This is a genomic window from Algoriphagus sp. Y33, from assembly GCF_014838715.1.
GTDB lineage: Bacteria > Bacteroidota > Bacteroidia > Cytophagales > Cyclobacteriaceae > Algoriphagus.
The window spans coordinates 5180265-5203446 of record NZ_CP061947.1 but is presented as its reverse complement, the minus strand read 5'-3'; the positions used below and the strand labels follow the sequence as shown (position 1 = coordinate 5203446).

Annotated in this window: 24 protein-coding genes and 2 tRNA genes; 10 read left to right on the top strand and 16 right to left on the bottom strand. The window is 40.4% G+C overall.

Annotated elements, in window-relative coordinates; translation table 11 throughout:
- Positions 1-9 precede the first annotated feature (9 nt).
- From ID165_RS21315 to ID165_RS21250, 14 genes are all read right to left on the bottom strand, one after another.
- Positions 10-372 carry a four helix bundle protein gene (locus tag ID165_RS21315; RefSeq protein ID WP_192347443.1) on the bottom strand — a complete coding sequence of 121 codons (363 nt, stop codon included), beginning with the start codon at positions 370-372 and terminating at the stop codon, positions 10-12.
- Positions 373-441: 69 nt separating this feature from the next.
- Entirely contained in the window at positions 442-1617 is a 1176-nt protein-coding gene (locus tag ID165_RS21310; protein ID WP_192347442.1) for an acetyl-CoA C-acyltransferase, read from the bottom strand.
- Between the two features lie 83 nt (positions 1618-1700).
- Positions 1701-2036 (bottom strand): four helix bundle protein, encoded by a 336-nt coding sequence (locus tag ID165_RS21305; RefSeq protein WP_370539709.1) that lies wholly within the window; start codon positions 2034-2036, stop codon positions 1701-1703.
- An 82-nt stretch (positions 2037-2118) separates the two neighbouring features.
- Positions 2119-4524, bottom strand: coding sequence for a 3-hydroxyacyl-CoA dehydrogenase/enoyl-CoA hydratase family protein (locus ID165_RS21300; protein ID WP_192347441.1), 2406 nt, complete (start codon positions 4522-4524; stop codon positions 2119-2121).
- A 35-nt stretch (positions 4525-4559) separates the two neighbouring features.
- Positions 4560-5030, bottom strand: a complete 471-nt coding sequence (locus tag ID165_RS21295; protein WP_192347440.1) for a MarR family winged helix-turn-helix transcriptional regulator — start codon at positions 5028-5030, stop codon at positions 4560-4562.
- Between the two features lie 246 nt (positions 5031-5276).
- Positions 5277-7025, bottom strand: coding sequence for a long-chain fatty acid--CoA ligase (locus ID165_RS21290; protein WP_192347439.1), 1749 nt, complete (start codon positions 7023-7025; stop codon positions 5277-5279).
- Positions 7026-7488: 463 nt separating this feature from the next.
- Complete coding sequence (locus ID165_RS21285) at positions 7489-9162, bottom strand: Ig-like domain-containing domain (RefSeq protein WP_192347438.1); 1674 nt, start codon at positions 9160-9162, stop codon at positions 7489-7491.
- On the bottom strand, positions 9159-10070 hold the full coding sequence (locus ID165_RS21280) for a class I SAM-dependent methyltransferase (protein WP_225586861.1): 912 nt from the start codon (positions 10068-10070) through the stop codon (positions 9159-9161). The genes ID165_RS21285 and ID165_RS21280 overlap by 4 nt, the downstream gene beginning before the upstream one ends.
- Complete coding sequence (mnmG, locus tag ID165_RS21275) at positions 10060-11925, bottom strand: tRNA uridine-5-carboxymethylaminomethyl(34) synthesis enzyme MnmG (protein WP_192347437.1); 1866 nt, start codon at positions 11923-11925, stop codon at positions 10060-10062. Before mnmG ends, ID165_RS21280 begins: the two co-directional genes overlap by 11 nt.
- Before the next feature lie 82 nt (positions 11926-12007).
- A complete protein-coding gene (gene ybeY, locus ID165_RS21270; RefSeq protein WP_192347436.1) occupies positions 12008-12433 on the bottom strand; it encodes an rRNA maturation RNase YbeY in 426 nt (141 codons plus the stop codon).
- A gap of 3 nt (positions 12434-12436) precedes the next feature.
- A complete protein-coding gene (locus tag ID165_RS21265) occupies positions 12437-12838 on the bottom strand; it encodes an ATP-binding protein (protein WP_192351695.1) in 402 nt (133 codons plus the stop codon).
- A gap of 35 nt (positions 12839-12873) precedes the next feature.
- Positions 12874-13635, bottom strand: coding sequence for an exodeoxyribonuclease III (locus tag ID165_RS21260; RefSeq protein WP_192347435.1), 762 nt, complete (start codon positions 13633-13635; stop codon positions 12874-12876).
- 3 nt (positions 13636-13638) lie between these two features.
- Positions 13639-14001, bottom strand: coding sequence for a hypothetical protein (locus tag ID165_RS21255; RefSeq protein WP_192347434.1), 363 nt, complete (start codon positions 13999-14001; stop codon positions 13639-13641).
- A gap of 6 nt (positions 14002-14007) precedes the next feature.
- Complete coding sequence (locus tag ID165_RS21250) at positions 14008-14349, bottom strand: carboxymuconolactone decarboxylase family protein (protein ID WP_192347433.1); 342 nt, start codon at positions 14347-14349, stop codon at positions 14008-14010.
- 81 nt (positions 14350-14430) lie between these two features.
- Between ID165_RS21250 and ID165_RS21245 the strand changes: the two genes are divergently transcribed.
- The 6 genes from ID165_RS21245 (at position 14431) to ID165_RS21220 (ending at position 18004) form a co-directional block, all read left to right on the top strand.
- The gene (locus ID165_RS21245; protein ID WP_192347432.1) at positions 14431-15123 is read left to right on the top strand and encodes a ComF family protein; all 693 of its coding nucleotides are present in this window, start codon (positions 14431-14433) and stop codon (positions 15121-15123) included.
- A gap of 4 nt (positions 15124-15127) precedes the next feature.
- Positions 15128-15661, top strand: a complete 534-nt coding sequence (locus ID165_RS21240; RefSeq protein WP_192347431.1) for a YfiT family bacillithiol transferase — start codon at positions 15128-15130, stop codon at positions 15659-15661.
- 62 nt (positions 15662-15723) lie between these two features.
- Positions 15724-16482 carry an SDR family NAD(P)-dependent oxidoreductase gene (locus ID165_RS21235; RefSeq protein WP_192347430.1) on the top strand — a complete coding sequence of 253 codons (759 nt, stop codon included), beginning with the start codon at positions 15724-15726 and terminating at the stop codon, positions 16480-16482.
- Between the two features lie 27 nt (positions 16483-16509).
- Positions 16510-17103, top strand: coding sequence for a hypothetical protein (locus ID165_RS21230; protein ID WP_192347429.1), 594 nt, complete (start codon positions 16510-16512; stop codon positions 17101-17103).
- A gap of 4 nt (positions 17104-17107) precedes the next feature.
- Complete coding sequence (locus ID165_RS21225) at positions 17108-17563, top strand: PaaI family thioesterase (protein WP_192347428.1); 456 nt, start codon at positions 17108-17110, stop codon at positions 17561-17563.
- 27 nt (positions 17564-17590) lie between these two features.
- A complete protein-coding gene (locus ID165_RS21220; RefSeq protein ID WP_192347427.1) occupies positions 17591-18004 on the top strand; it encodes a hypothetical protein in 414 nt (137 codons plus the stop codon).
- Here the strand turns inward: ID165_RS21220 and ID165_RS21215 are convergent.
- A complete protein-coding gene (locus tag ID165_RS21215; RefSeq protein WP_192347426.1) occupies positions 18001-18534 on the bottom strand; it encodes an RNA methyltransferase in 534 nt (177 codons plus the stop codon). The genes ID165_RS21220 and ID165_RS21215 overlap by 4 nt on opposite strands.
- An 89-nt stretch (positions 18535-18623) precedes the next feature.
- On the opposite strand from ID165_RS21215, the gene mutS reads away from it, so the two are divergent.
- The 4 genes from mutS to ID165_RS21195 all read left to right on the top strand — a co-directional run bounded on the left by mutS (position 18624) and on the right by ID165_RS21195 (position 22441).
- Positions 18624-21230 (top strand): DNA mismatch repair protein MutS, encoded by a 2607-nt coding sequence (gene mutS, locus ID165_RS21210; RefSeq protein ID WP_192347425.1) that lies wholly within the window; start codon positions 18624-18626, stop codon positions 21228-21230.
- A gap of 50 nt (positions 21231-21280) precedes the next feature.
- Complete coding sequence (locus tag ID165_RS21205; RefSeq protein ID WP_192347424.1) at positions 21281-22081, top strand: LuxR C-terminal-related transcriptional regulator; 801 nt, start codon at positions 21281-21283, stop codon at positions 22079-22081.
- Between the two features lie 136 nt (positions 22082-22217).
- Positions 22218-22290, top strand: a tRNA-Gly gene (locus tag ID165_RS21200).
- 67 nt (positions 22291-22357) lie between these two features.
- Positions 22358-22441: transfer RNA gene (locus ID165_RS21195), tRNA-Leu, on the top strand.
- 247 nt (positions 22442-22688) lie between these two features.
- Here ID165_RS21195 and ID165_RS21190 read toward each other — a convergent pair.
- Positions 22689-23156 (bottom strand): nucleoside triphosphate pyrophosphohydrolase family protein, encoded by a 468-nt coding sequence (locus ID165_RS21190; RefSeq protein WP_192347423.1) that lies wholly within the window; start codon positions 23154-23156, stop codon positions 22689-22691.
- Positions 23157-23182: the final 26 nt, after the last annotated feature.

Genomic DNA, 23182 nt, shown 5'->3' with positions numbered 1-23182 from the left:
ACGCTAGATTTAGCTCGATTTGGTATCGAACTTTATAATTAGTGCGTACAGCATTTTTTGTATTTCAGTGATTTCGTTTGTAACAAAATCAATTTTTTCCAAATCAGTATATTCTAATTCTATACTGACATAGAGTTGGGCTTCTAATTCACATATTGAACCATGAGCAATTCCAAGGAAATGCACAAATTCTTTATCTGTCCTTCTTCCCCCACCTTCAGCTATATTAGAAAGAACAGAAACTGAAGCTCTTCGCATTTGGGAAATCAATCCAAACCTTTCCTCAATAGGAAAATCGGCTGTCAATTTATAAATATGAGCAGACAGTTTAATCGCTCTTTTCCAGACAAATAGCTCTTTGTAATTATGCATGTTTGATATTAATCAGTTGGAACAATCGTATTGATAGATTAGCACTAGGTTCTATTGTCTTATGTCTTTCTACTTCAAAAGCTCATATACCCCCGCAACCCCCTGACCACCACCTACGCATGCCGTAACCAGTCCGTACTTCTTGTTCTGTCTCCGCAGTTCATTGAAAATTTGAACAGAAAGTTTTGCCCCCGTACATCCCAGCGGGTGACCTAGAGCAACAGCTCCACCATTTACATTGACAATATCCGGATTGAGTTCCAACGCCTTGATCACAGCTAATCCCTGTGCGGCAAACGCCTCGTTGAGTTCGATCAAATCAATATCATTCAAACTTAGTCCTGCCTGCTTCAGTGCTTTTGGAATCGCCAACTTTGGGCCTATTCCCATAATTCTGGGATCAACTCCCGCAGTACTATAAGACATCATTCTGGCAACCGGCTCAATATTCAATTCCTTCACCATCCGCTCTGACATCACGACTACGAAAGCTGCTCCGTCAGAAGTTTGGGATGAATTTCCGGCCGTGACCTGCCCACCATTTTTGAAAGCCGGTTTCAATCCTGACAGCACTTCCATCGTAGTTCCCGGACGGGGTCCCTCGTCCGTATCCACCACATATTTTCGGGTTTTCTTCTTGCCTTTTTCATCGAGGTAAGTCTCTTCTACTTCCACCGGTACGATCTCATCTTTGAATTTCCCAGCTGCTATGGCCGCTATGGCTTTCTCATGGGATCTCACCGAAAAAGCATCAGATTCTTCTCGGGTAATACTGTATTCTTTTGCCAGCTCTTCAGCCGTCAATCCCATGCTGATATAATAGGAAGGATTCTCCTTCGCTATTTTATAATTCAATACAGTCTTATATCCCATCATCGGCACCAGAGACATAGATTCTGTCCCTCCCGCAATGATGCAATCCGCCATTCCGGCCTTTACTTTTCCTACTGCCAATGCAATGGCTTCGATTCCCGAACCGCAATAGCGGTTCACGATAAATCCGGGATTTTCAACTCCCAAGGCGAGAAGTGATATCATTCTGCCCATCTGCATTCCCTGTTCCGCCTCCGGAACCGCATTACCCACGATCAGGTCATCTACCATTTTGGTTTCCAATCCGGGTGTATTTGCTACCAAATGCTTGATCACATCCGCAGCCAAATCATCGGGGCGATAGAATCTAAATCCGCCTTTTTTGGCTTTTCCCACCGCCGATCTATATCCATTTACTATATATGCTTCCATGTTATTTTCGAGTTATTTGAGTGTTTGGGTTAATGAAGTATCAAGATTTTAGAAACAAGAATCTAGACTTTAGAGACTAGATACTAAGGGTTCAATGTTGATTTAAAGCCAACGATCATCCTTTGTACTTCAGAAATATTAGCTTCCAATTCCGCTGCAACTTCATTAGAAATAAGATTTACTCTTTCAGCGATTATCATCTGTGTTTCCAGTTCGAAACTTTCTCCTAAGCTTATTTCAAGAGAATTCGAAAAAGACTTTGAAGTGGACTTAGCTGTTCCTTCAGCAATATTGGAAGGAATGGAAACCCCTGCCCTACGCATTTGAGAAGTAATTCCAAACTTTTCAGAAACTGGAAATTCTGCTGTTATATGATAGATTTTAACAGCTAGATCAACTGACTTTTTCCAAATTTTCAAATTCTTAAAATTATGCACGACAGGGATTTTTGGTTAAACTCTTAATTCTTGGTTCTTGACTCTTAGTTCTTGATACTTGATACTAATTTCTCAGCGGTTTTCCCTTAAATAGAATACTGTGGATTCTCTCCAGCGTTTTCTTCTCTCCTGTCAAACTCAGGAAAGCTTCCCGCTCCAAGTCAAGAAGGTATCGTTCGGAAACTTCTGTAGGTGAAGACAGATCACCTCCCGACATTACCCAAGCCAGTTTTCTGGCAATTTTCGCGTCATGCTCAGAGATATATGCACCATACTGCATTCCGGTCACCCCGGCATCGAACAATGCAAGCGACTCCTTACCCAGAACTTTAATAGTTGTCTGCTCGATAGGCTGCGTATATCCTGCTTCATGCATCGATAGCACCTTGCCTTTCGCCTCTGCCAATTGCCGCTTTCTGTTTAGCGTTATTCCGTCTGATTTTCTCAAATAACCCAGATTTCTGGCTTCTTCGGCTGAAGTGGAAACTTTCGCCATGGCAATGTTCATGAAGTATTCTTGCAACTGGTTCAGTTCCACATCCCCTGAAATCAAACTATTGGAAAATCTCAGCGTCATCTCCTTGGTACCACCACCGGCAGGAATCAAACCTACCCCAACTTCTACCAGCCCCATATACAATTCAGCGTGAGCCTGTACGTGATCTGAGTGTAGAGAAAGCTCGCATCCACCACCCAGAGCCATATTATGTGGAGCAACTACTACAGGAACTGAAGAAAAACGTGCCCGCATCATCGTATTCTGAAACTGCGCAATCATTAGGTTGATCTCGTCGAAATCCTGATCTCCTGCAAACATAAACAGCATGGCCAAATTGGCTCCGGCAGAGAAATTTGCTCCCTCATTGCCGATTACCAGACCTTTATGAGACTTCTCAGCCATACCGATAGCCGTATTGATCCCTTCGATGACCTCAGCTCCCATGGAATTCATCTTGGTATGAAACTCCAGGCCGATCACATCATCGCCCATATCATAGACAGATGCTCCGGGATTATTCCATATTTTCTTACCTGCAGATTTCAGTGTGTCCAAAATAATGAATTCTTCCAGACCCGGAATTTCGAGATAGGATTTACTGGGAATGTCGTAATAATGCTTTTTACCGTTTTCTACTTTGTAAAAAGAATCATTTCCTGCTTCCAGCATCTCATAAACCCAAGCTGCGGGCTTCTCACCGGCTGCTTCCATCTTGTCCACGGTCTCCTTCACACCCAGAACATCCCATGTTTCGAATGGCCCAAGCTCCCAGCCAAAACCGGCAGAAACTGCCTGATCTATTCTATACAGTTCATCAGAAATCTCCGGGATGCGATTGGAACAGTATCTGAACAAATCGTAATAAGTCGCACGGTAAAACTCGCCTGCACGATCATCAAAATTCACCAGATATTTGATCCGCTTTCTAAGGTCTTCAAATTCCTTTGCAGCTTCCAAAGCTTTGAATTTTGGCTTTTCTACCTCCTTATATTCGAACGTCTCAAAGTCTATTTCCTTCAACTCTTTGGAGCCATCTTTGTGACGGATCATTTTGAAGTATCCCTGCCCAGTCTTATCCCCGAACCACTTATTGCTGTGTAAAACCTCTACTATTTTCGGAAGCTTGAATTTATCTCTGGATTCATCATCCGGAAGGGCTTTGTAAAGATTATTGGCCACATTCACGGTAGTATCCAAACCGACCACATCCATGGTTCGGAAAGTGGCGGATTTGGCCCGACCTATGATCGTTCCGGTCAATTTATCCACTTCAGATACTCCAAGCCCCATTTTCTCAATGGTGTGCATGGCCGAAATAATTGCATATACACCAATTCTATTTGCTATAAACGCCGGTGTATCCTTACACAGCACGGTTTCTTTTCCAAGGAATTTATCACCATATTCCATCATAAAATCCACGATCTCCGGCTTTGTTTTAGGACCTGGAATAATCTCCAAAAGTCTCAGATACCGGGGTGGATTGAAAAAGTGTGTTCCTACAAAATTCTCCTGAAAGTCTTCCGACCTTCCTTCACACATCATATGCATAGGAATACCGGAAGTATTGGAGGTGATCAGTGTGCCCGGTTTTCTACATTTTTCTACTTTTTCAAAAAGACCCTGCTTAATATCCAATCTTTCCACAATTACTTCGATTACCCAATCATAGTCCTTTATCTTGGGAAGGTCATCATCAAAATTTCCTGTGGTAATCCTGGATGCAAAAGCTTTATCATAGATAGCTGAAGGATTTGACTTCAATGTGCTTTGCAAAGCTTCGTTTACTATCCGGTTTCTGACCATAGGATGATCCTTAGTGAGTCCTTTTTTCTGTTCCTGCTCTGAGAGTTCAAAAGGTACAATGTCCAATAAAAGTACCTGAACGCCAATATTGGCGAAATGACAGGCAATTCTGGATCCCATAACTCCCGAACCTAAAACGGCAACTTTTTTAATGGTTCTGTTCATAATTTTGGGCTTTTAGCCTAGTGGCGGTTATTGGTTCATAATTCAAATATTGGTTTGTTGATATCTACTCCCTTATCAATCTGCACCTGATCGATGACCAGCTGTATCTTTTCAAATACGCTAAAAAAGCTGTTCAACTCTTCTTCGCTGATCACTCCACGCACCTGTTCATTGAATTCCCGAATGGTATTTACTGAAATTTCCTTTTTCTTTTTCCCTTTTTCTGTAAGGTAGATCCGGACAGACCGTTTGTCCACCAAATCCGGTTTTTTGAAAATAAGTCCTTTTTCTTCCATCGTCTTCAGCATACGGGTTAGGCTTCTGGTCTCCAAGCCTATTTGCGGCGCAATTTTGGTAGCCGGTGTTCCTTCCTTCGAATTGATGTTGATCAGTACAAAGCCGATGGCAGTAGTAAAACCTTCTGCGGCAGCCTGCTGATTGTACATTCTGGAGATGGCGTGCCAGGCACTTTTTATATGATAATCAACTGTTTCTTCTCTCTTCATCTCTCCGAATTGCTTCAATTTTAACGATTTCTAATGTACAAAAAATAATGTATGCATGCATACTATATTGAAAAAAGTTATGCATGCATCACAAATTGACATTTACGGAGAATTCAACAAAAAGCCTCCCTTGATGATGGAAATGAAAAATAATTCAGTAGAACCAGAATATTTGTAAAAAATGCCTCCTTTGACAATAGGATTTACTAATGTTAAAAAAAATGTAAAGTATTCTAAATCAGCTCATCATTCCTGATAGATAAGCTTAATTTCGGCTTGGTATTTCTGCAAAATCGCTTTTCTCTTTAATTTCATAGTGGGAGTCAATTCCCCCGATTCAATCCCCCAAGGTGCTGATAATAGGCTGAAACGCTTCACTTGCTCCCATTTCGCAAAGTATTTGTTCAGCTGTTCTACTTCGCGATCATATTTATCCAGAATATCCGGCCTCTGTATCATCTCCCTATCAGAGGTATAGGGGATTCCTTTATGCTTACAATAGTCTTTTAAACCTTCAAAAGCAGGGACAATGAGTGCCGCCGGAAAATTTCTGTTTTCACCTACTACCATCAGCTGATCAATCAGTGTAGATTCTTTGAATTTATTCTCCATCAGCTGTGGCGCGATGTACTTCCCTCCGGAGGTTTTGAACATCTCTTTTTTACGATCCGTGATCTTTAAGAATTCTCCGTCAAGCTCTCCTATGTCACCTGTATGAAACCAGCCGTTTTTAAGTGCCTCTGCGGTCATCTCAGGCTGCCGGTAGTATCCTTGCATGACATTGGATCCTTGGACGAGAATTTCGCCATCTTCAGCTATTTTCACTTTCACATCCTTTACTATTTTTCCTACCCATCCGATTCTCATCTCTTCCCGGGTACAAATAGAGGCAGATACTACCGGTGAAGTCTCCGTCAGGCCATATCCCTCACATACTTTGATCCCTGCAGCCCAGAAAACCCTAGCCAATCTAAACTGCAGGGCTGAAGCGCCTGAATTAATCTGGAGAACCTCTCCGCCCAAAGCTTCTCTCCATTTACTAAAGATTAATTTATTGGCAATTTTCAGTTGAAAATCATACCAAGCTCCCATTTCCTTGGCAGGATCATACTCCAGACCCAGCTTCAGTGCCCAAAAGAAAAGTCCTTTCTTAATGCCGGTAAGCTCGTACCCTCTGGCAACTATTTTATCATAAATTTTCTCCAAAAGTCGGGGAACAGTATTGAATGCATGCGGTTTGATTTCCTTCATATTCTCTCCCAGCATCTCCAGACTTTCGGCATAATAAATAGAGAAGCCTAAGTACATAAAGCAAAATGCACCCGTACGTTCATAAATATGACAAAGTGGAAGAAAACTCAATATCCTTGATGAACCGGTAGCAGGTGTCATAATGGATGCGATCGATTCTACATTTGAAAGAACATTGATATGGGAAAGCATCACACCTTTTGGCCGTCCGGTAGTGCCTGAGGTATAAATAATGGTAAACAAATCATCCGGCTTAACGGCCGCTTTCAAAAGCTCAAGCTCTGCAATACTCTCATTTACTCCTTTTGCCAAGAAATCCTCCCAGAAAACAGCTCCATCCAGGTGTGAAAAGCTATAGATCGTGCGCTGTCCACAGACCTCTTTTGCTTTATCATAAATGGTCTGGTCACCAACGAAAATCATCTTGACATCAGCATGGTCAAATATGTATTCAAAGTCAGATGAAGTAATGGTGGGGTAAACAGGAACTGAGATGGCACCGATCTGCTGAAGGGCCAAATCGATAAAATTCCATTCAGGACAGTTTTCAGAGATTATCGCAACTTTCTCTCCCTTTTCCAATCCTTCTTTCAAAAACGCCAAACTCAGATTATCGACTATTTCCTTGAGATCTCTTGATGAATAGGCCTTCCATTTCCCGTTCTTTTTTTTGGACAAAGCTACTTCCTTGTCATACGTTGCAATTTGGTACGGAATTAAATCAAAAAGTCTGCTCGGCTTCATAGTTCATCATTTTGGGTGTCTTATAATATTACCAAAATACGAAGCCATTACAAAGAGTTATCCACGCTCTCTTTTTATAATAATTGTAAAATAGATTTTTAAAAAAATTCTTTACTAAGGTTATTAGGACTGTGGATTTGTGGAAAAGAAGGGGGATTAATCTTCTCCACGTTATTCATTGGACTTTACTAGGGTTTCCCACGGGTTATCCCCGTTTTGTCCACATGTAAGTTGTTGTAGATGATTGAAGTAATTCTTTTGACTGATTTATGTGGATTCTTGACTACTTATTCACTGTTGGGAAATCAGCTGTGGATAGATTGATTTTGGGAAGTGGATAACTGTTGGCTTTTCCCCAAATAACTTACCGGGAGAAATAGCTTGGTGAAGCCCGGTGTATAAGTAGTGGGTTATCCTTGCCTACCCAGTTTTTATCCACACTTGAATTGGCACTTATCCACGCCTAATCCTGAATGGTTTTTAAGCCGGTCTTTGGTGTAGCTTTTATCTGAAGATCCTCCAAGGTCCAGCCACCTCTGATGGTAATATTTTTACTTGACGTTTCGGGGTCGATGTAATAGAACACCCGTTCTGCATACCGTCTTTCTTCATAGTTGGCAGGATCCCAGCGATGGTTTCTGTTTGCATCCTCTATTATTCTGATTTGGTAGTTTCCTGCTTCTATTAAACTAAAGGAAAATTTGTTTCCGGTCTCTACGTATGATTCTCTTTTTATGTCGCCTTTACTATCGAGCAGCTGGATAATGAAAGGCCCCTCTGTGTCCTGGATAGTTCCTGTAATGGCATCTGCCAATGTTTCTCTTTTTAGTCTTTTGTAATTGCCTGAGAGTGGTCCTTCATTGTACAACCCTTCGATATCCCTAAAGGTAGAATCTGCTGCTTTGAGCGTGAAAGCATCGTAAGGTATGGAATCAGGTATAGTTAGGGTAATGTTGATAATATCTCTTCTCAGCGAATCTTTGAAGCTTAGCATCTCCGGGGTAATCTGAATCATCGAGGCGGTATCGTAAGCAATATAAAGTGAGTCGTAATTGATACTTTTCACAGGTTTATTGAAGGTTAATTCTATAGGAAGGGTCTGGTAGAAGTTTTTCCCTGAGTTAGGGGTAATGGTCAGTTTTTCCGGTTTTCTGTCGGATTCTTCAAATTTTGCCCAGACAAGCGAATCGATTTGATATCCTACGGAGTCTTTTAAGTTGATATTGACTTTCAGACTATCTGAAATAGGGGCATCTGAAAAAAGATTGATTCTTTTATCTCCTAGTGTATAAAAAATTTCATTCCCGAGTTTCTCATTTTCTAAAGTGATATCTACGGGCATTTTGTTTAGGACAATTAGGTAATTAGATCCTAATGTAGACGATCTTAGTAATCTGATAGGATTTTGATCACCTTTTGAGAGATTGAATTGAACCCCTTCAATGTTTTCGTTGATACTAATGGTATCGGTAATAAAATCAAATGCTTCTGACTTGTATTCTGCTTTAAGGCTATTATTGTCATCCTGCCAAGCATAAGCCAGATATTTGCCTGCTTTAATATTTGAGATATTGAATCTACGGGCTGAATCAACCTGAGTCAAGTAATATGGGGGTGCTATAAAGACATTTGTGGTATCATTTATTGGATATAAACCCACTATGGCGTCTTCCGGTTTGTCATTTTTTCCCGAAAAGTATGAATTCACTGATCCTGAAAATGTGAGACTGTCTATACTTTTCCCTGTTGAAAATACTAGCTTGAGATTTTCAGCCGGATTTCCTTCGGACAAATCTTGAATTGACTTCTGGAAGTTGAATACATAGGTTGTGCTATCTTCTAATTCCTGATTTAGCTTGATCACCAATGTATTTTTCAATGCAGTGAAAATTACTTCGTCCTTGTTTATTCTTGGTGTAATAAGAATGTTTTTGTTGGCATTATCGAGTTTGATGTATTCATCAAATGTTATGATGATCTCTTCAGGTTTTGTATTCAGACTTTGATCCTTTGGGTTCATGTCTGTAACTTTGGGTGGATCCTCATCCCTTGGCCCGCCCATTGGTGCACTTTGTTTTGCACATGAAAAAGCTAATATGCTTATAACTAAAAGTATGATTAGATTATGTTGTTTCACTTCTTTTTGAAAACGAATAAGTTGCTAGAATAATTTCCTGCAGTTTTAACTGCTTCTTTATTAGATTTTTTTCCTGAAATAATAGCTTTCCAATATTTCTTTAACGTTGATTGCTGTGGATCTGCATATCCTTCAGACAAGAGTGAGACGTAATAGCTGTCAAAAGACATTGGCAATATTTCCTTTAGTTGCAAATCGAAGATTTCTGCGAAATTTTCAATGGCTTGGAGATTGAAGTGGTAGAGATGTCTTGGTACATCCCAACCTGCCCAATGTTCACCATATTTTGTAGCATCATGACTTTCGGGATTTGGTATAGCAATTAATATATAACCATTTGATTTCAAGTGTTTTATAAGTGTTTTTACTGTTTTTCTGAGTGAATGAATATGCTCTAATACATGGTAGAGCGTTATGATGTCAAAGGAGCTTCCTTTAGGTAGCCCATTGATGGATTCGTATACCTTTCCACTTATTTTTGAGTTAGCTAGTTTTCTGGCTTTTTCATTTGGTTCTATACCTGTTACTTTCCATCCGAGGGTATGAGCATGTACCAATAACTCAGCAGTTCCGCATCCGAAATCCAAATAATTTCCTTTACGAGGCTTGAGACTGGTTAAAAACCTTAGTTTTTGGGATATATTGTATTTTCTGACTTTTTGATAGACGAGTTGGGTTAGGTTTTTAGCCTTATCATCGTGGGAGAAATATTCAGGGAAATCGTAATAGGGAGCAATTGTATCTTCAGTAGGTCTTGGGTTTGTGAATTTTAATCCACAGTTTGTACAGTTGCATAGCATGAAAGGCTCTTGGCTGACTGCGTAATCTTGTATTTCTCGATAGTTAAGAAAATGTCCACTCTTGCAGAGCGGACATTTAGTAAGTCTTTCCAACATTTTATCTTCCAAGGTAGACGGTAATTATGGATAAGTCTGCAGGAGTCACTCCGCTGATTCTAGAAGCTTGACCCATGGTCTCAGGTCTTATCTTATTGAGCTTTTGTTTTCCTTCGGCAGAAAGTGCAGGAATGGATATGTAGTCGAATTTTGAGGGGATTTTGAAGTTTTCCATATTACTGAGCTTCTCTACCATTTGCTGCTCTTTCTCTATGTAGCTGTCATACTTGATTTGTATCTCAGCCTGTTCAAGCACATCATTAGAATACTTGGATAGATACTCCCCTATTTCTGTATTGAAACTCTTCAAATGTTCCAGACCTATTTGTGGTCTTTTCAGCAGTTTTTCAACGGATATTTTTTCTTTGATTAATGCTGAGCCGGATTCTTCAAGGCCTTGATTGACACTTTCGGGACTTACTTTCTTTTGTTTTAGCTCATTGATCAGTTTTGCAGTCTGCTCCTTCTTAACGTTCATTTTCTCCAACCGCTTATCAGAAGCTAATCCTATATCATGTCCTTTCTTGGTTAGCCGAAGATCAGCATTATCCTGACGGAGTAGAAGCCTAAATTCAGCTCTGGAAGTAAACATTCTATAGGGCTCTTCAGTACCTTTATTGATCAGGTCGTCTATGAGTACGCCTATATAGGCATCTGATCTCTTTAGTAAGAAAGGATCTTTTTCTTGAGCTTTTAGGCTGGCATTGATTCCTGCTACCAATCCTTGTGAAGCTGCTTCCTCATATCCTGTAGTTCCGTTAATTTGGCCTGCGAAATATAAGTTCTCCATTAATTGAGTTTCTAACGTGAGTTTCAGCTGAGTTGGTGGAAAGAAATCATATTCTATTGCATAACCGGGGCGAAACATTCTTGCGTTCTCGAATCCCTCAATTTTCCGTAATGCTTTATATTGTACATCCTCAGGTAACGAAGTGGAGAAGCCGTTGATGTACATTTCCACGGTATTCCATCCTTCCGGCTCCACGAATATTTGATGTCTATCTCTCTCTGCAAAACGGTTGATTTTATCTTCGATGGATGGGCAGTATCTTGGTCCAAGCCCTTGTATTCTTCCATTGAACATGGGTGATCTATCAAATCCTTCTTCCAGACTGGAGTGGACTTCTTTATTTGTATAGGTAATCCAGCAAGTTCTTTGCTCCTTTAGTGTTGAAGTGGTATCAGAATAGCTGAATTTTTCCGGTTTTTCATCGCCATATTGAACTTCCATTTTCGAATAATCCAAACTTCTTCCGTCCACTCTTGGAGGCGTTCCGGTTTTCATTCGACCGGATTCGAAGCCTAATTGTACCAGTTGCTCGGTAATTCCTCGAGCTGCTGCCTCACCGGTTCTTCCTCCTCCAAATTGCTTCTCACCAATATGAATGAGGCCATTTAGAAATGTACCATTGGTTAATACAACACTTTTGGCTTGTATTTCTAGACCAATACTTGTTCTTACTCCCTTTAACTGTCCGTTTTTTACCAATAAACCTGTGATCATTTCCTGCCAGAAATCCACGTTTGGCGTTTGTTCTAAGGCTAACCGCCACTCTTCTGCGAATTTCATGCGATCATTCTGGGATCTTGGCGACCACATAGCAGGACCCTTAGACCTGTTAAGCATCCTGAACTGTATCATGGATTTATCTGAGATAATCCCTGACATTCCCCCCAGCGCATCTATTTCTCTTACAATTTGCCCTTTTGCCACCCCTCCCATTGCAGGATTGCATGACATTTGGGCAATAGTGTTCATGTTCATAGTACAAAGCAGTACTTTAGAACCCATCTGTGCCGCAGCATGTGCTGCTTCACAGCCTGCGTGCCCTGCCCCTACTACTATGACATCGTATATTGGAAACATTGTCTTCTCTCTCGTTTACTGTTTCACGTGAAACATTTTTAAATTCCCCACTGTACAGCGGGAACTGTTTCACGTGGAACGTTTAAGTTTCATCGAATAATTTTATTGCAAAATCCTCTTTGCTTCTCATTAAGCTCAGTTCTGTTTTTGACTTATCCTTGTAACCCAGCAAGTGAAAAAGACCATGACTGATTACTCTGCTAAGTTCTTTTTCCAGTTGGGTGTTTAGCATTTCCGCGTTTTCCTTTACGCGCTCTATACTTATGAATATATCGCCTTCTATAATTTCTTTGTCATCGGAATTATCAAAAGTGATAATATCGGTATAGGTGTCGTGGTCTAAATATTCTACATTAATGTTGTGCAGGTATTCGTCAGAACAGAAGATATAATTTAAATCTGTAATTGTGTGATTCTCTGCTTCAGCAAGCAGCTTGAGCCAAGTTTTTCTTTTTCTCTTTTCTTTTAGAGAAAATGAAACATCTTCAGTAAAGAAATTGACGGGCATAGCTTAATTCATATAGAATGATAAAACGGTCTTTGTGCCGTTCTCTTCAAATTTTACATCATCCGAAAGGTGCTTTATCAGGAATATTCCTCTGCCACCCGTTTTTTCGATATTTTCGGGAGATGTTGGATCCTTAAGCTCATTGTGGTCAAATCCACTTCCTTCATCCTGGATAGTGAATAGAAGTAGGTCTTCCTCAAGAGCTAATTCCAAATGGACAAGTTTGTTTTTATCGCCTTGATTTCCGTGTATGATAGCATTACTGATGCATTCAGTTACCGAAATCATGATATTGCCATAGATATCATCATTGATCTCAAATTTTTCACGAGCATTGTCGATGAAACTTTCAATTATTTTTATGTTCTCAAGAAGAGAAGGAATAGAAATTTTTATGCTTTTCATCATAGTTGTATTCAATGAGTAAGAAGTATCTATTTTTATTCTACTTCTATTAATATTGGACAATGATCGGAATGCTTAGCATCCGCTAGTATAACGGAATTTTTCAAACGCTCTTCCATAGAAGTGGTGGCCATGTGGTAATCAATTCTCCAGCCTAAATTTTTTGCCCGAGAGTTTGATCTATAACTCCACCAGGTATAATTATGAGGCTGGTCGTTGAATTTTCTGAAACTATCCACAAATCCTGATTCTGTAAATTTATCCATCCAAGCCCGCTCTTCAGGCAAGAAGCCTGAAGTGTTTTTATTAGATATTGGATTATGAATATCTATAGCTTTATGACAAATATTATAATCTCCACTCAATATGAAATTGGGGGTTGTCTGCTTTAGATCTTGTATATAACCAAAGATATCGTCTAAGAATTCGTATTTAAATGTTTGGCGAATATCACCAGTGGTGCCTGATGGGAAATAAGCTGTGAGAAATGAGAAATCTTCAAAATCTGCCTGAAGGAGCCTTCCTTCATCGTCGTATTTTGAATAATCCATTCCTAATTTTACCGACTTTGGCTTTATTTTACTCAAAATTGCTACTCCACTATACCCCTTTTTAAACGCTGGGTACCAATATATTTCGTAGCCCAAGTCTTGGAAAATAGTAGCATCTATCTGATCTAAATTGGCTTTAACTTCTTGTAAACCAATTATATCTGGATTTACTTGTTTAAGCCAATCTATAAAACCCTTATTCATCGCAGCACGAATGCCGTTAACGTTGTATGATACTATTTTCACAATTTATTCAATTACTATTTCGTATTCCTTTTCAAAATATTCCAATACCTGAATCTTTAAAAGCTTCTCTTGCTCTAGCAAATCAAAATGTGGGAGCTCCTTTATCAATTTCCAATGCGGCCAACCATCCTGATCCACATAGTCAAGTTCATAAAATCCATCGTAACTCAAAACTTTGCAAACAGCGATGTGCATCAAGTCTTGCTTTTGCTCTTTGCTGAATATTTTGTTTCCTTGGCCAAGTTCCTGAACACCTATAAGGAAGAGTACGCCATTTAGGTCCGCAGGTTTTTTACCTATGGTTTCTTTAAGGCCTTCTAGCAGCTTCGACCAGCGTTTTTCTAATTCCAGATCACGTTTGAACATTGTAATCTACTGATTTTCAAGTGTTTCCAAGTATTCTGTAGCTCTTCTCAAATGTGGGATTACTATTGTCCCTCCTATCAAAGTCGCGATCGAGAATACTTCAAATATTTGTTCTTTCGTCAGGCCTGCTTCATGGCATTTTCCTAAGTGATACTTGATACAGTCGTCACATCTTAATACCATAGAACAAGCGAGTCCAATCATTTCCTTAGACTTTATATCTATAGATCCTTCAGCGTATGCATTGGTATCAAGATTGAATATACGCTTGATTACTTTATTGTCTTCAGCCAAAATTTTATCATTCATCCGGCTGCGGTACTCGTTGAATTCCTCTATGAGATTCATTATCTTAACTGTTTAGGAAAGAATTAAGTAGCAAATATACCACTATTTGCCCTTGGCAGATATGAACAAGCCTTTTTCGCAATGCGTTTATTTTTTGTAAAAGATTTTTTGGATTTGGTCTTTCCACGCAATTGTCTTTTGTGTGGAACGTCTCTTCACGATCATGAGAAAAATCTATGTGTAATTTGTAAGGGCACACTTCCTGTTACCAGCTATCATTTAAGGCCAATTGACAATGATTTATGCGAAAAGGTAAAAGGACTAAGTACTGTAGGAATGGTAATGGCCTACCTGAAATTTACCAAAGGTGGGCGCAGCCAAAAACTTTTGCATCAGCTTAAGTACAGGAATAAGCCGCAATTGGCTCAAGAGCTGGGATACTTGTATGGTAAAACTCTAAGTGATCATGGATTTGAAAAGAACTGGGATGTCATCGTGCCTGTACCGTTGCACCCACTAAAGCAAAGCCGAAGAGGATACAACCAGAGTGAGCAATTTGGAATAGGCCTAAGCAAGGAATTGTCTGTGAAGTTGGAAAATGAATTAATTCGTGGAAAATTTACTGAAACACAAACCCAGAAATCCCGACTGGAGCGAATGAATAATATGGACGGTGTATTTCAGATTTCACCCCATAATTCTATCACCGATAAGTCAATCCTCCTAGTAGATGATGTGATGACGACAGGAGCTACTTTGTGTGCTTGCGCCAATGTGCTTTTGGCAAGTGGGGCAAAAAATGTAGATTTGGTTACCATCGCAGCCGGAGGATAAAATTATGATTGATATAGAATTATTGAAGTACCCAATAGGTAAATTTCTGAAGCCTGAAACTATTTCAGACCAACAGTTGAAAGAGGCTAGTGCCTATCTTCGTTTATTTCCAGAGTATTTAAAAGACACAGTGGGCACGTTCACAACTGAGCAATGGAATACGCATTATCGCCCGGGAGGCTGGACTGTAAGACAGGTAGTCCATCACCTATCCGATAGCCATATGAATGCGCTGATACGGTTCAAATTGGCTCTAACAGAGCAAAATCCCACCATCAAGCCTTATGATGAAGCTGCTTGGGCAAGAATGCCTGATTATTCTGTAGCTATCGATACCTCTCTTTCTTTGATAGAGGGCATCCATCTAAAATGGTCAGCTATATTGGAGAGCATGACTTCGTCAGATTTTCGTAGAACGTATTTTCATCCAGAACATCAATCTACCGTTCAGTTAGCTGAGGTTACACTGATGTATCATTGGCATTCGATGCATCATTTGGCACATATTCAGCATTTGATCATTCGTGAAAAGTGGTAATGGGATTGCTGTTTCTTCCAGAAAATTTCAGCTTTCATAAGCTTTAAAGAAAATTCAAGTCTATGAATATTTCCCTCAAAAATCAACGAATACTAGTTACAGGGGCTTCGAGAGGCATAGGTAGGGCTATTGCCAAGCAACTTTCGGAATCAGGTGCTGAAGTGATTATTCATTTTAACAGCAATGCCGCCGAAGCAGAAAAACTCTTGTCGGAATTGGTAAATCCGGCGTTTATTGAGTCTTGCGATCTTTCTGATGTAAACCAAGTTGTGGGTTTTATCCCAAAACTGGTAGAAAAATATGGGGCGATCTCGGGTTTGGTTAACAATGCGGGTATTGCCAGATCAGCACCGGACGACCTTCCAACAAGTAAATGGCTTGAGATTTGGCAAGAAACACTGCAAGTTAACACAACTGCTCTTGGCATTCTCTGCAAGGAATTTGTAGCGCAATCTCTAGTTAATCAAAATGGCAGAATTGTTACTATATCTTCCAGAGCTGCTTTTCGTGGGGATACCCCAGACTACCTTGCATATGCGGCTTCTAAAGGAGCAATCGTTAGTTTGACACGATCTATAGCGAGACATTATGGAAAGCAGGGAATCAAGGCTTTTCTGATTGCCCCGGGCTTCACCCGTACAGATATGGCCCATGACATTCTCTCTCAATACGGAGAGGATTTTGCCCTTAATGACATAGCACTAAATGAATTGACCAAACCTGACGACATTGCTCCGATGGTGACTCTTCTTTGTTCTGGATTAGCCGATCATGCCACCGGTACAAGTATCGACATCAATGCAGGCTCCTATGTACATTGATTCTTTCTATCGTTAAGTAAAATCATCATGCCTCAAAGGCGAAAAGCCAACGATACCCTTTCGCCCGAATTAATCAAAATTTTAAAGATTTTTGGGGTGATTTCTATTGGTTTGGTATTGCTTCTTTCTTTTTTCAATACCAAGCGGGCAAATAACTCGGGTGAAGATCTTAGTTTTCGGATGACTTCTTCGAGCCGTATGTATTTTCTGAATGTACGGGCAATCAACTATGACAGGGAGACCAGGTCTGATGCAGGTATGCTTCTTTTTCGTCATGGGAAAAGAAAAGTTTCCAAGAGTAGTCCTACGCTGGATTTGGTGATAATCCTGAATAGTCAAAAAGACGAGGCTTATTTGTATATAGAACCTGTAAATGTGGATTGGCCGCTGGAAATCCGAGCTTCTTCAGACGGCAAACAGGAGGAAGTTCAACTTCAAAATGGCAATAACTCTGAATTTTTAGGGTATGTTAGAAAACTTGAGCCTTGGATAACCAACGAGGCCAAATTTGAAATAAAGCAAAACGCGACTTGGGTCGATATTTGGGCTAATCCAAAAGAAAAAGTAGCGCTAAAAACTATATTGGAAGACTATTTTAGATTGATAAATAAACAAGGATAATGCTATGGAGAACTTGAATCCCTACTTGGAGCATTTTAGAAAATTGATTGGGCAAAAACTTGACAAAACACCTTCAATGGCTGGAAATTGGCTTGCTGGAACCCTTTTGGAAATTGACAAAGGAGTGATAAGAGTAGCTTATACTGTCCTACCCGTGATGTGTAACCCTGCCAAAATACTTCACGGAGGGGTCGCTTCCCTGATGATAGATGATGTGATCGGAATGGGAAATTTTGTGGCAGGTTCCGAGTACTTGATGACAAGCATCAATTTGAATGTTGACTTTTTATCAGCAGCTCAGATCGGGGAGACATTGGAAGTTTCTGCAAAATTAGTCCGCTCCGGATCGAACCTGAATCATTGGGATGCCGTAATTACTAAGGATTCAGGTAAACTTGTGGCTAAAGCCAGTTCTAACATGATTAAAACACATGTGAAGCTGAGTGAGCTTGAATTTTAAACTTTTATACAACCTAATTTTACACAAATGAAAAAAATCCTTTTGATTGTCTGTTTTAGTTTATTTTCGGTAGTTGGTTTTTCGCAGACTACGATTACTTTCCACCAAAGTAACTTGCCTTTTTTGGGCGTAAATTATCAATTTGGAGAACGGTTTATTCCGGAATTCAGGGTGGGTACAGATACTTTCTTAAGTGATTTGAGCGTAGAGTTGGTTGCCAATTACAAGTTCAAAACAACAGACAGATTTGAGTTTTACGGAGGGATAGGACCGAGAATAGGAAATTTTGATGGGATAGTAGTTCCGGTTGGATTAAACATCTACCCATTTGAGCAAAAAGATTTTGGATTCCATATAGAAGGGGCACCTATTATTGGGTTTAGTGATGATTCTATTTTTCGTGGATCGTTTGGTTTAAGGTACCGATTTAGCAAGAACTAGAACTGTTTCATTTTTACCATCAAATCCCAAACTGCTATCCCAAGTGATACGGAAATATTCAAGGAGTGTTTGGTGCCCAACTGGGGAATTTCTAACACCTCATCACAGGCATTAAGCACTTCTTCTTCTACTCCAAAAACTTCATTTCCAAATACCAGCGCATACTTTTTACCCTTTTCGGGTATAAAATCATTCAGCATCAGGGAGCGGTCCACTTGCTCTAGAGCACAAATATGATAGCCTTCTTCTTTTAGTTTTTCTAGTGCAAGCATGGTATTCAGGCAATACTCCCATTCGACCGACTCTGTAGCTCCCAGTGCGGTTTTCTGAATATCGCGGTGGGGAGGCGTACCTGTAATACCACAGAGGTAAATTTTTTCTATACCAAAAGCATCTCCTGTCCGGAAGGAGGAACCCACATTATTCAGACTGCGAACATTGTCCAGAACGAGCACAATCGGTGATTTATCCATTTTTTTAAACTCTTCCACAGATACCCTTTCGAGTTCTTCCATGCTTAATTTCTTCATCCTTTTTTGTTCTCCTTTGTGAATGGCTTATTTTCGACTTTATTCTGCGAGTGAATTTTCGAAATTAAGTATAAAAGTAAGCATACCCCATGAGTAAGTCTAAAGACGGCAAAGAAACGCCTTTAATGAAGCAATACAATGCTATTAAAGCTAAGCATCCCGGTGCATTATTGCTTTTTCGGGTAGGGGATTTCTATGAGACTTTTGGAGAAGATGCCGTTCGGGCCAGTAAAATCCTGGATATAGTCCTGACCAAACGGGCAAATGGCTCCGCATCACATATTGAGCTTGCGGGATTCCCGCACCATTCTTTGGATACTTATCTGCCCAAATTGGTACGTGCAGGAAATAGAGTGGCTATCTGTGATCAGTTGGAAGATCCCAAGTCCGTAAAAGGCATTGTAAAGCGAGGAGTGACGGAGCTGGTGACACCGGGACTTTCCTTTAATGACCAAGTCTTGGACACCAAGAGAAATAACTATTTGGCATCTATTTCTTTTGAGAAGGATAGGCATGGAATCGCTTTTCTGGATCTTTCTACTGGAGAATTTATGTGTGCGGAGGGGACTGCATCCTATTTGGAGAAGTTGATTCAAAGTTTTGCTCCGGCAGAGATTATTTTCTCGAAAGCCGCTAAAAAGGCTGCCGTCGATTTACTCAAGAATGATTTCATCACCTTTCACTGTGAAGATTGGGTCTATCAGTATGATTTCACCTACGAAAAACTCAAAACACATTTTGGCACAGCAAATCTCAAAGGGTTTGGTGTAGAAGAAATTGAGGCTGGAATTATAGCTGCAGGAGCGATTTTATACTATTTGGAAGAAACGGAGCACAAAGAAATACAGCATATTTCTTCGATTTCGCGGATAGCGGAGGAGAAATATGTGTGGCTGGACAAATTCACCATCCGTAATCTGGAACTGGTATTTCCTCAGCACGAAGGAGGAGTTCCATTGATCAATATTTTGGATCAGACAGTGACACCGATGGGTTCTCGCATGATGAAAAAATGGATGGTGTTGCCTCTGAAGGAGAAGTCAGCCATAGATGAACGGCTGAATGTAGTGGATTTTTTCTTCCAAAACTCAACCTTAATTGATGACATGGTTGATCCGCTTAAGCATATCGGCGATTTGGAACGATTGATTTCCAAAGTAGTGGTAGGGCGGGCAAATCCGCGTGAAATCAACCAAATCAAGCGGGCGTTGAAAAATACGAAGCCGATTAAGGAGCTCCTGAAAAACCAGAAGAATCCTACATTGAAGCGTCTTTCCGATCAGCTGTATCCATGTGAGTTTCTTCTTGAGAAGATTGATAAGGAGCTCAAGGAAGATGCGCCTATGCTTACCCATCAAGGAGGTATTATCAATGATGGGGTGGATGCGGAATTAGATGAATACCGTGGGTTGGCAAACACCGGAAAGGATTTCTTGGTACAAATCCAGCAGCGGGAAGTTCAAAAAACGGGCATTTCTTCACTTAAAATAGCCTTTAATAAAGTCTTCGGATATTATCTTGAAGTTACTCATTCTCATAAGGATAAGGTACCGGCGGAGTGGATTCGTAAGCAAACTCTGGTAAATGCAGAGCGGTATATCACACCGGAACTGAAGGAATATGAAGATAAAATCCTGAATGCAGAGGATAAAATGATTGCCATTGAGCAGCGGTTTTTTCTGGAGTTAGTGCAAGAGACTGCTCAGTTTGTTACTCAAATCCAGCAAAACGCCAGAGTTTTAGGTACGCTGGATGTATTACTTTCCTTTGCCCAAATTGCGCTTTCCAATGGCTATTGCAGACCAAAAATCTCAGACACAGAGACGTTGGAAATCAAAGACGGCAGACATCCGGTGATCGAGAAGCAGCTGCCTCCCGGTGAGGACTACGTGCCTAACGATATATATCTGGATCACGATTCTCAGCAGATCATGATCATTACCGGTCCAAATATGGCAGGTAAGTCAGCATTGCTACGCCAAACGGCACTGACAGTCTTGATGGCTCAGATGGGAAGCTTTGTTCCCGCATCTTTTGCGAGAATCGGGATAATTGACAAGGTTTTCACCCGTGTGGGAGCTTCAGATAATTTATCAAAAGGCGAGTCAACCTTTATGGTGGAGATGACAGAGACAGCAAGTATTTTGAATAACCTTTCGGATCGAAGCTTAGTTTTAATGGATGAAATCGGACGTGGTACGTCCACTTATGACGGAATTTCTATTGCTTGGTCCATCGTGGAATATTTGCACAATCACCCTACTTACCGGGCGAAGACTCTTTTTGCTACGCATTATCATGAGTTGAACCAACTGGCATCTGATTTTCCGAAAATCAAAAATTTTAATGTTTCCGTGAAAGAAGTAGGCAACAAGGTAATTTTCATGAGGAAGCTAAAGCCAGGCGGAAGTGAGCACAGCTTTGGTATTCACGTGGCCCAGATGGCAGGCATGCCTAACCCAATCGTATTGAGAGCAGCAGAGATTATGTCTCATCTGGAGAAGGACAAGGCTGTGGCAGACCAAAGGGAGAATATAAAATCTATTCCAAAGAACAACTATCAGCTAAGTATGTTCGAGCTTGATCCCAAGCTCCAAGAGGCTAAGGACTTAATAGAAGGAATTGATATCAATTCAATCTCGCCGATAGAAGCACTTTTAAAATTGCATGAAATCAAAAAGAAAATCGAAACATAAGAAGTTCGGTTTCGTGTATTAAATAAGCTTTTAGATAAATAGATTTTTTTATGGATAAGGTACTGTTGAAAGACCTTAGGAAGCAAAATACGTTCACTAAACTCTTTCAGGAATGGAAGGAGCAGGAATTTCAAGAGCATCCTGAGGAGCAAAAGAAAATGAATGAACTTGAGCAACTAAGCCAACATATCGGCATGCGGGAGGGAATGACTATTGCATGCTTTGACTATAGAAATCTGAGTTTGGCTTTTTTTACGGGAAACGTAGAAGAGTTGACTGGGTATCCTGAGTCGATGTTTCGATCTAAGGGAATGGAAACATCTTTTGCAATGATACATCCTGAGGACAGGCCTGAACTTTTTCGCTTTCAAAAAATAGTTTTTGACAGTTTTCATCAGCTTACTTTGGAAGAGAGGCATACATTCGAATTTTCATACACCACACGCTGGGTTCATCGTAAAACCAATGTAATCTCTTGGATGCTTGGCAAAGTACGGCCATACTTGATTGATTCAGTGGGTAATTTTGCCATGGATTTACATATCATTGTTCAGTTGCATACTCCACCCAAATCAACTGGTTATGATTGGAATTATTCTTACCAAAAAGAGGATGGGACGCGGATATTTGTGAGTAAAAATTCCCCTAGCAGTCGGGTAATTTCTTTGACTCGGAAGCAAAAAGAGATTGTAAAACTGATTTTGGACGGAAAGGAATCCAAGGAAATCGCGGCTGATTTGAATATTTCAGTGAATACAGTGGCGACGCATAGGAAAAACATCTTAAAGAAGCTCCAAGCTAGAAATGTGGGAGAAATGGTGAAAATATTATCAATGTATCCGTTTTCATAGTTCATTGAAAATCAATGACAAGAGCATTGAGTCGAGAAAATCAACAAAAAAATAACGGAGGAATGCTTGTGATTTTATTTCTGACGCTTACCTTTGCATCCACAATTCAACTGGATCACGTTCTGGTTAACACAATGCGAGAGTAGCTCAGCTGGTAGAGCACGACCTTGCCAAGGTCGGGGTCGCGAGTTCGAATCTCGTCTCCCGCTCAAAAAGCCCTTGATTCAAGGGCTTTCTTGTTTCAGGTAATTAGTAGTTCCGACACGTCGGAATGAAGCCGGGATGGTGGAATAGGTAGACACGCAAGACTTAAAATCTTGTGGGAGCAATCCCGTGCGGGTTCGATTCCCGCTCCTGGTACATAAGCCTCGTAGAGATACGGGGCTTTTTGTGTTTTACCGATTGTCTCTAGCTATCCATAAATATCCACAAAAGTATAAACTCTTACATAAGGGGTAACTCATTCTTCTTATTACCCGTACATTCATTTTTTGTACTTTAAGACCTATGAATGAATTAGAAAAGGCCGGCTTTAATATGCCCGGCCCGTATCGTGGAATTGAAGAATTATCAGGGAAAGGAATTGAAAACCTCCGCCTTGGATTCTTTATGATTTGATGATTCCCTCAAGATCAGCAGGTGAATAGGCTACGGATTTCAGTGTTTTTCTGTCCCCTTTCCTGAAGACCAAGTACAGATCACCTTCTTTTTCATAGAAGCATTCTGTTCCTTTGGAATCATAGTGTGCCACAGTAGCTTTTGCTTCCTCTTCCGTTTTGCAAGCTTTGCTCATATTTGAGCGCTGCACTTCGTCGAAGAGAGTTTTGAATTTCTCTCCTAAGCCAAACTCCAAAATTGCCCCGGAAAGCACATACTGGAGGTCACATAAAGCATCTGCCACTTCTACTAAATCATCGTTTGCGATAGCTTCTTCCAACTCTTTCAGCTCTTCGGCCAAAAGGGATACGCGTAAATCGCACCTTACTTTCTCCGGAATAGTTGGAGAAGGCAAAACGGGGTGCTTGAAGGTTTCGTGGAATAAAGCGACAGAAGTAAGTGACTTAGGATCTTGCATTTTTTTGATTAGTTGAAAGGCTGAAA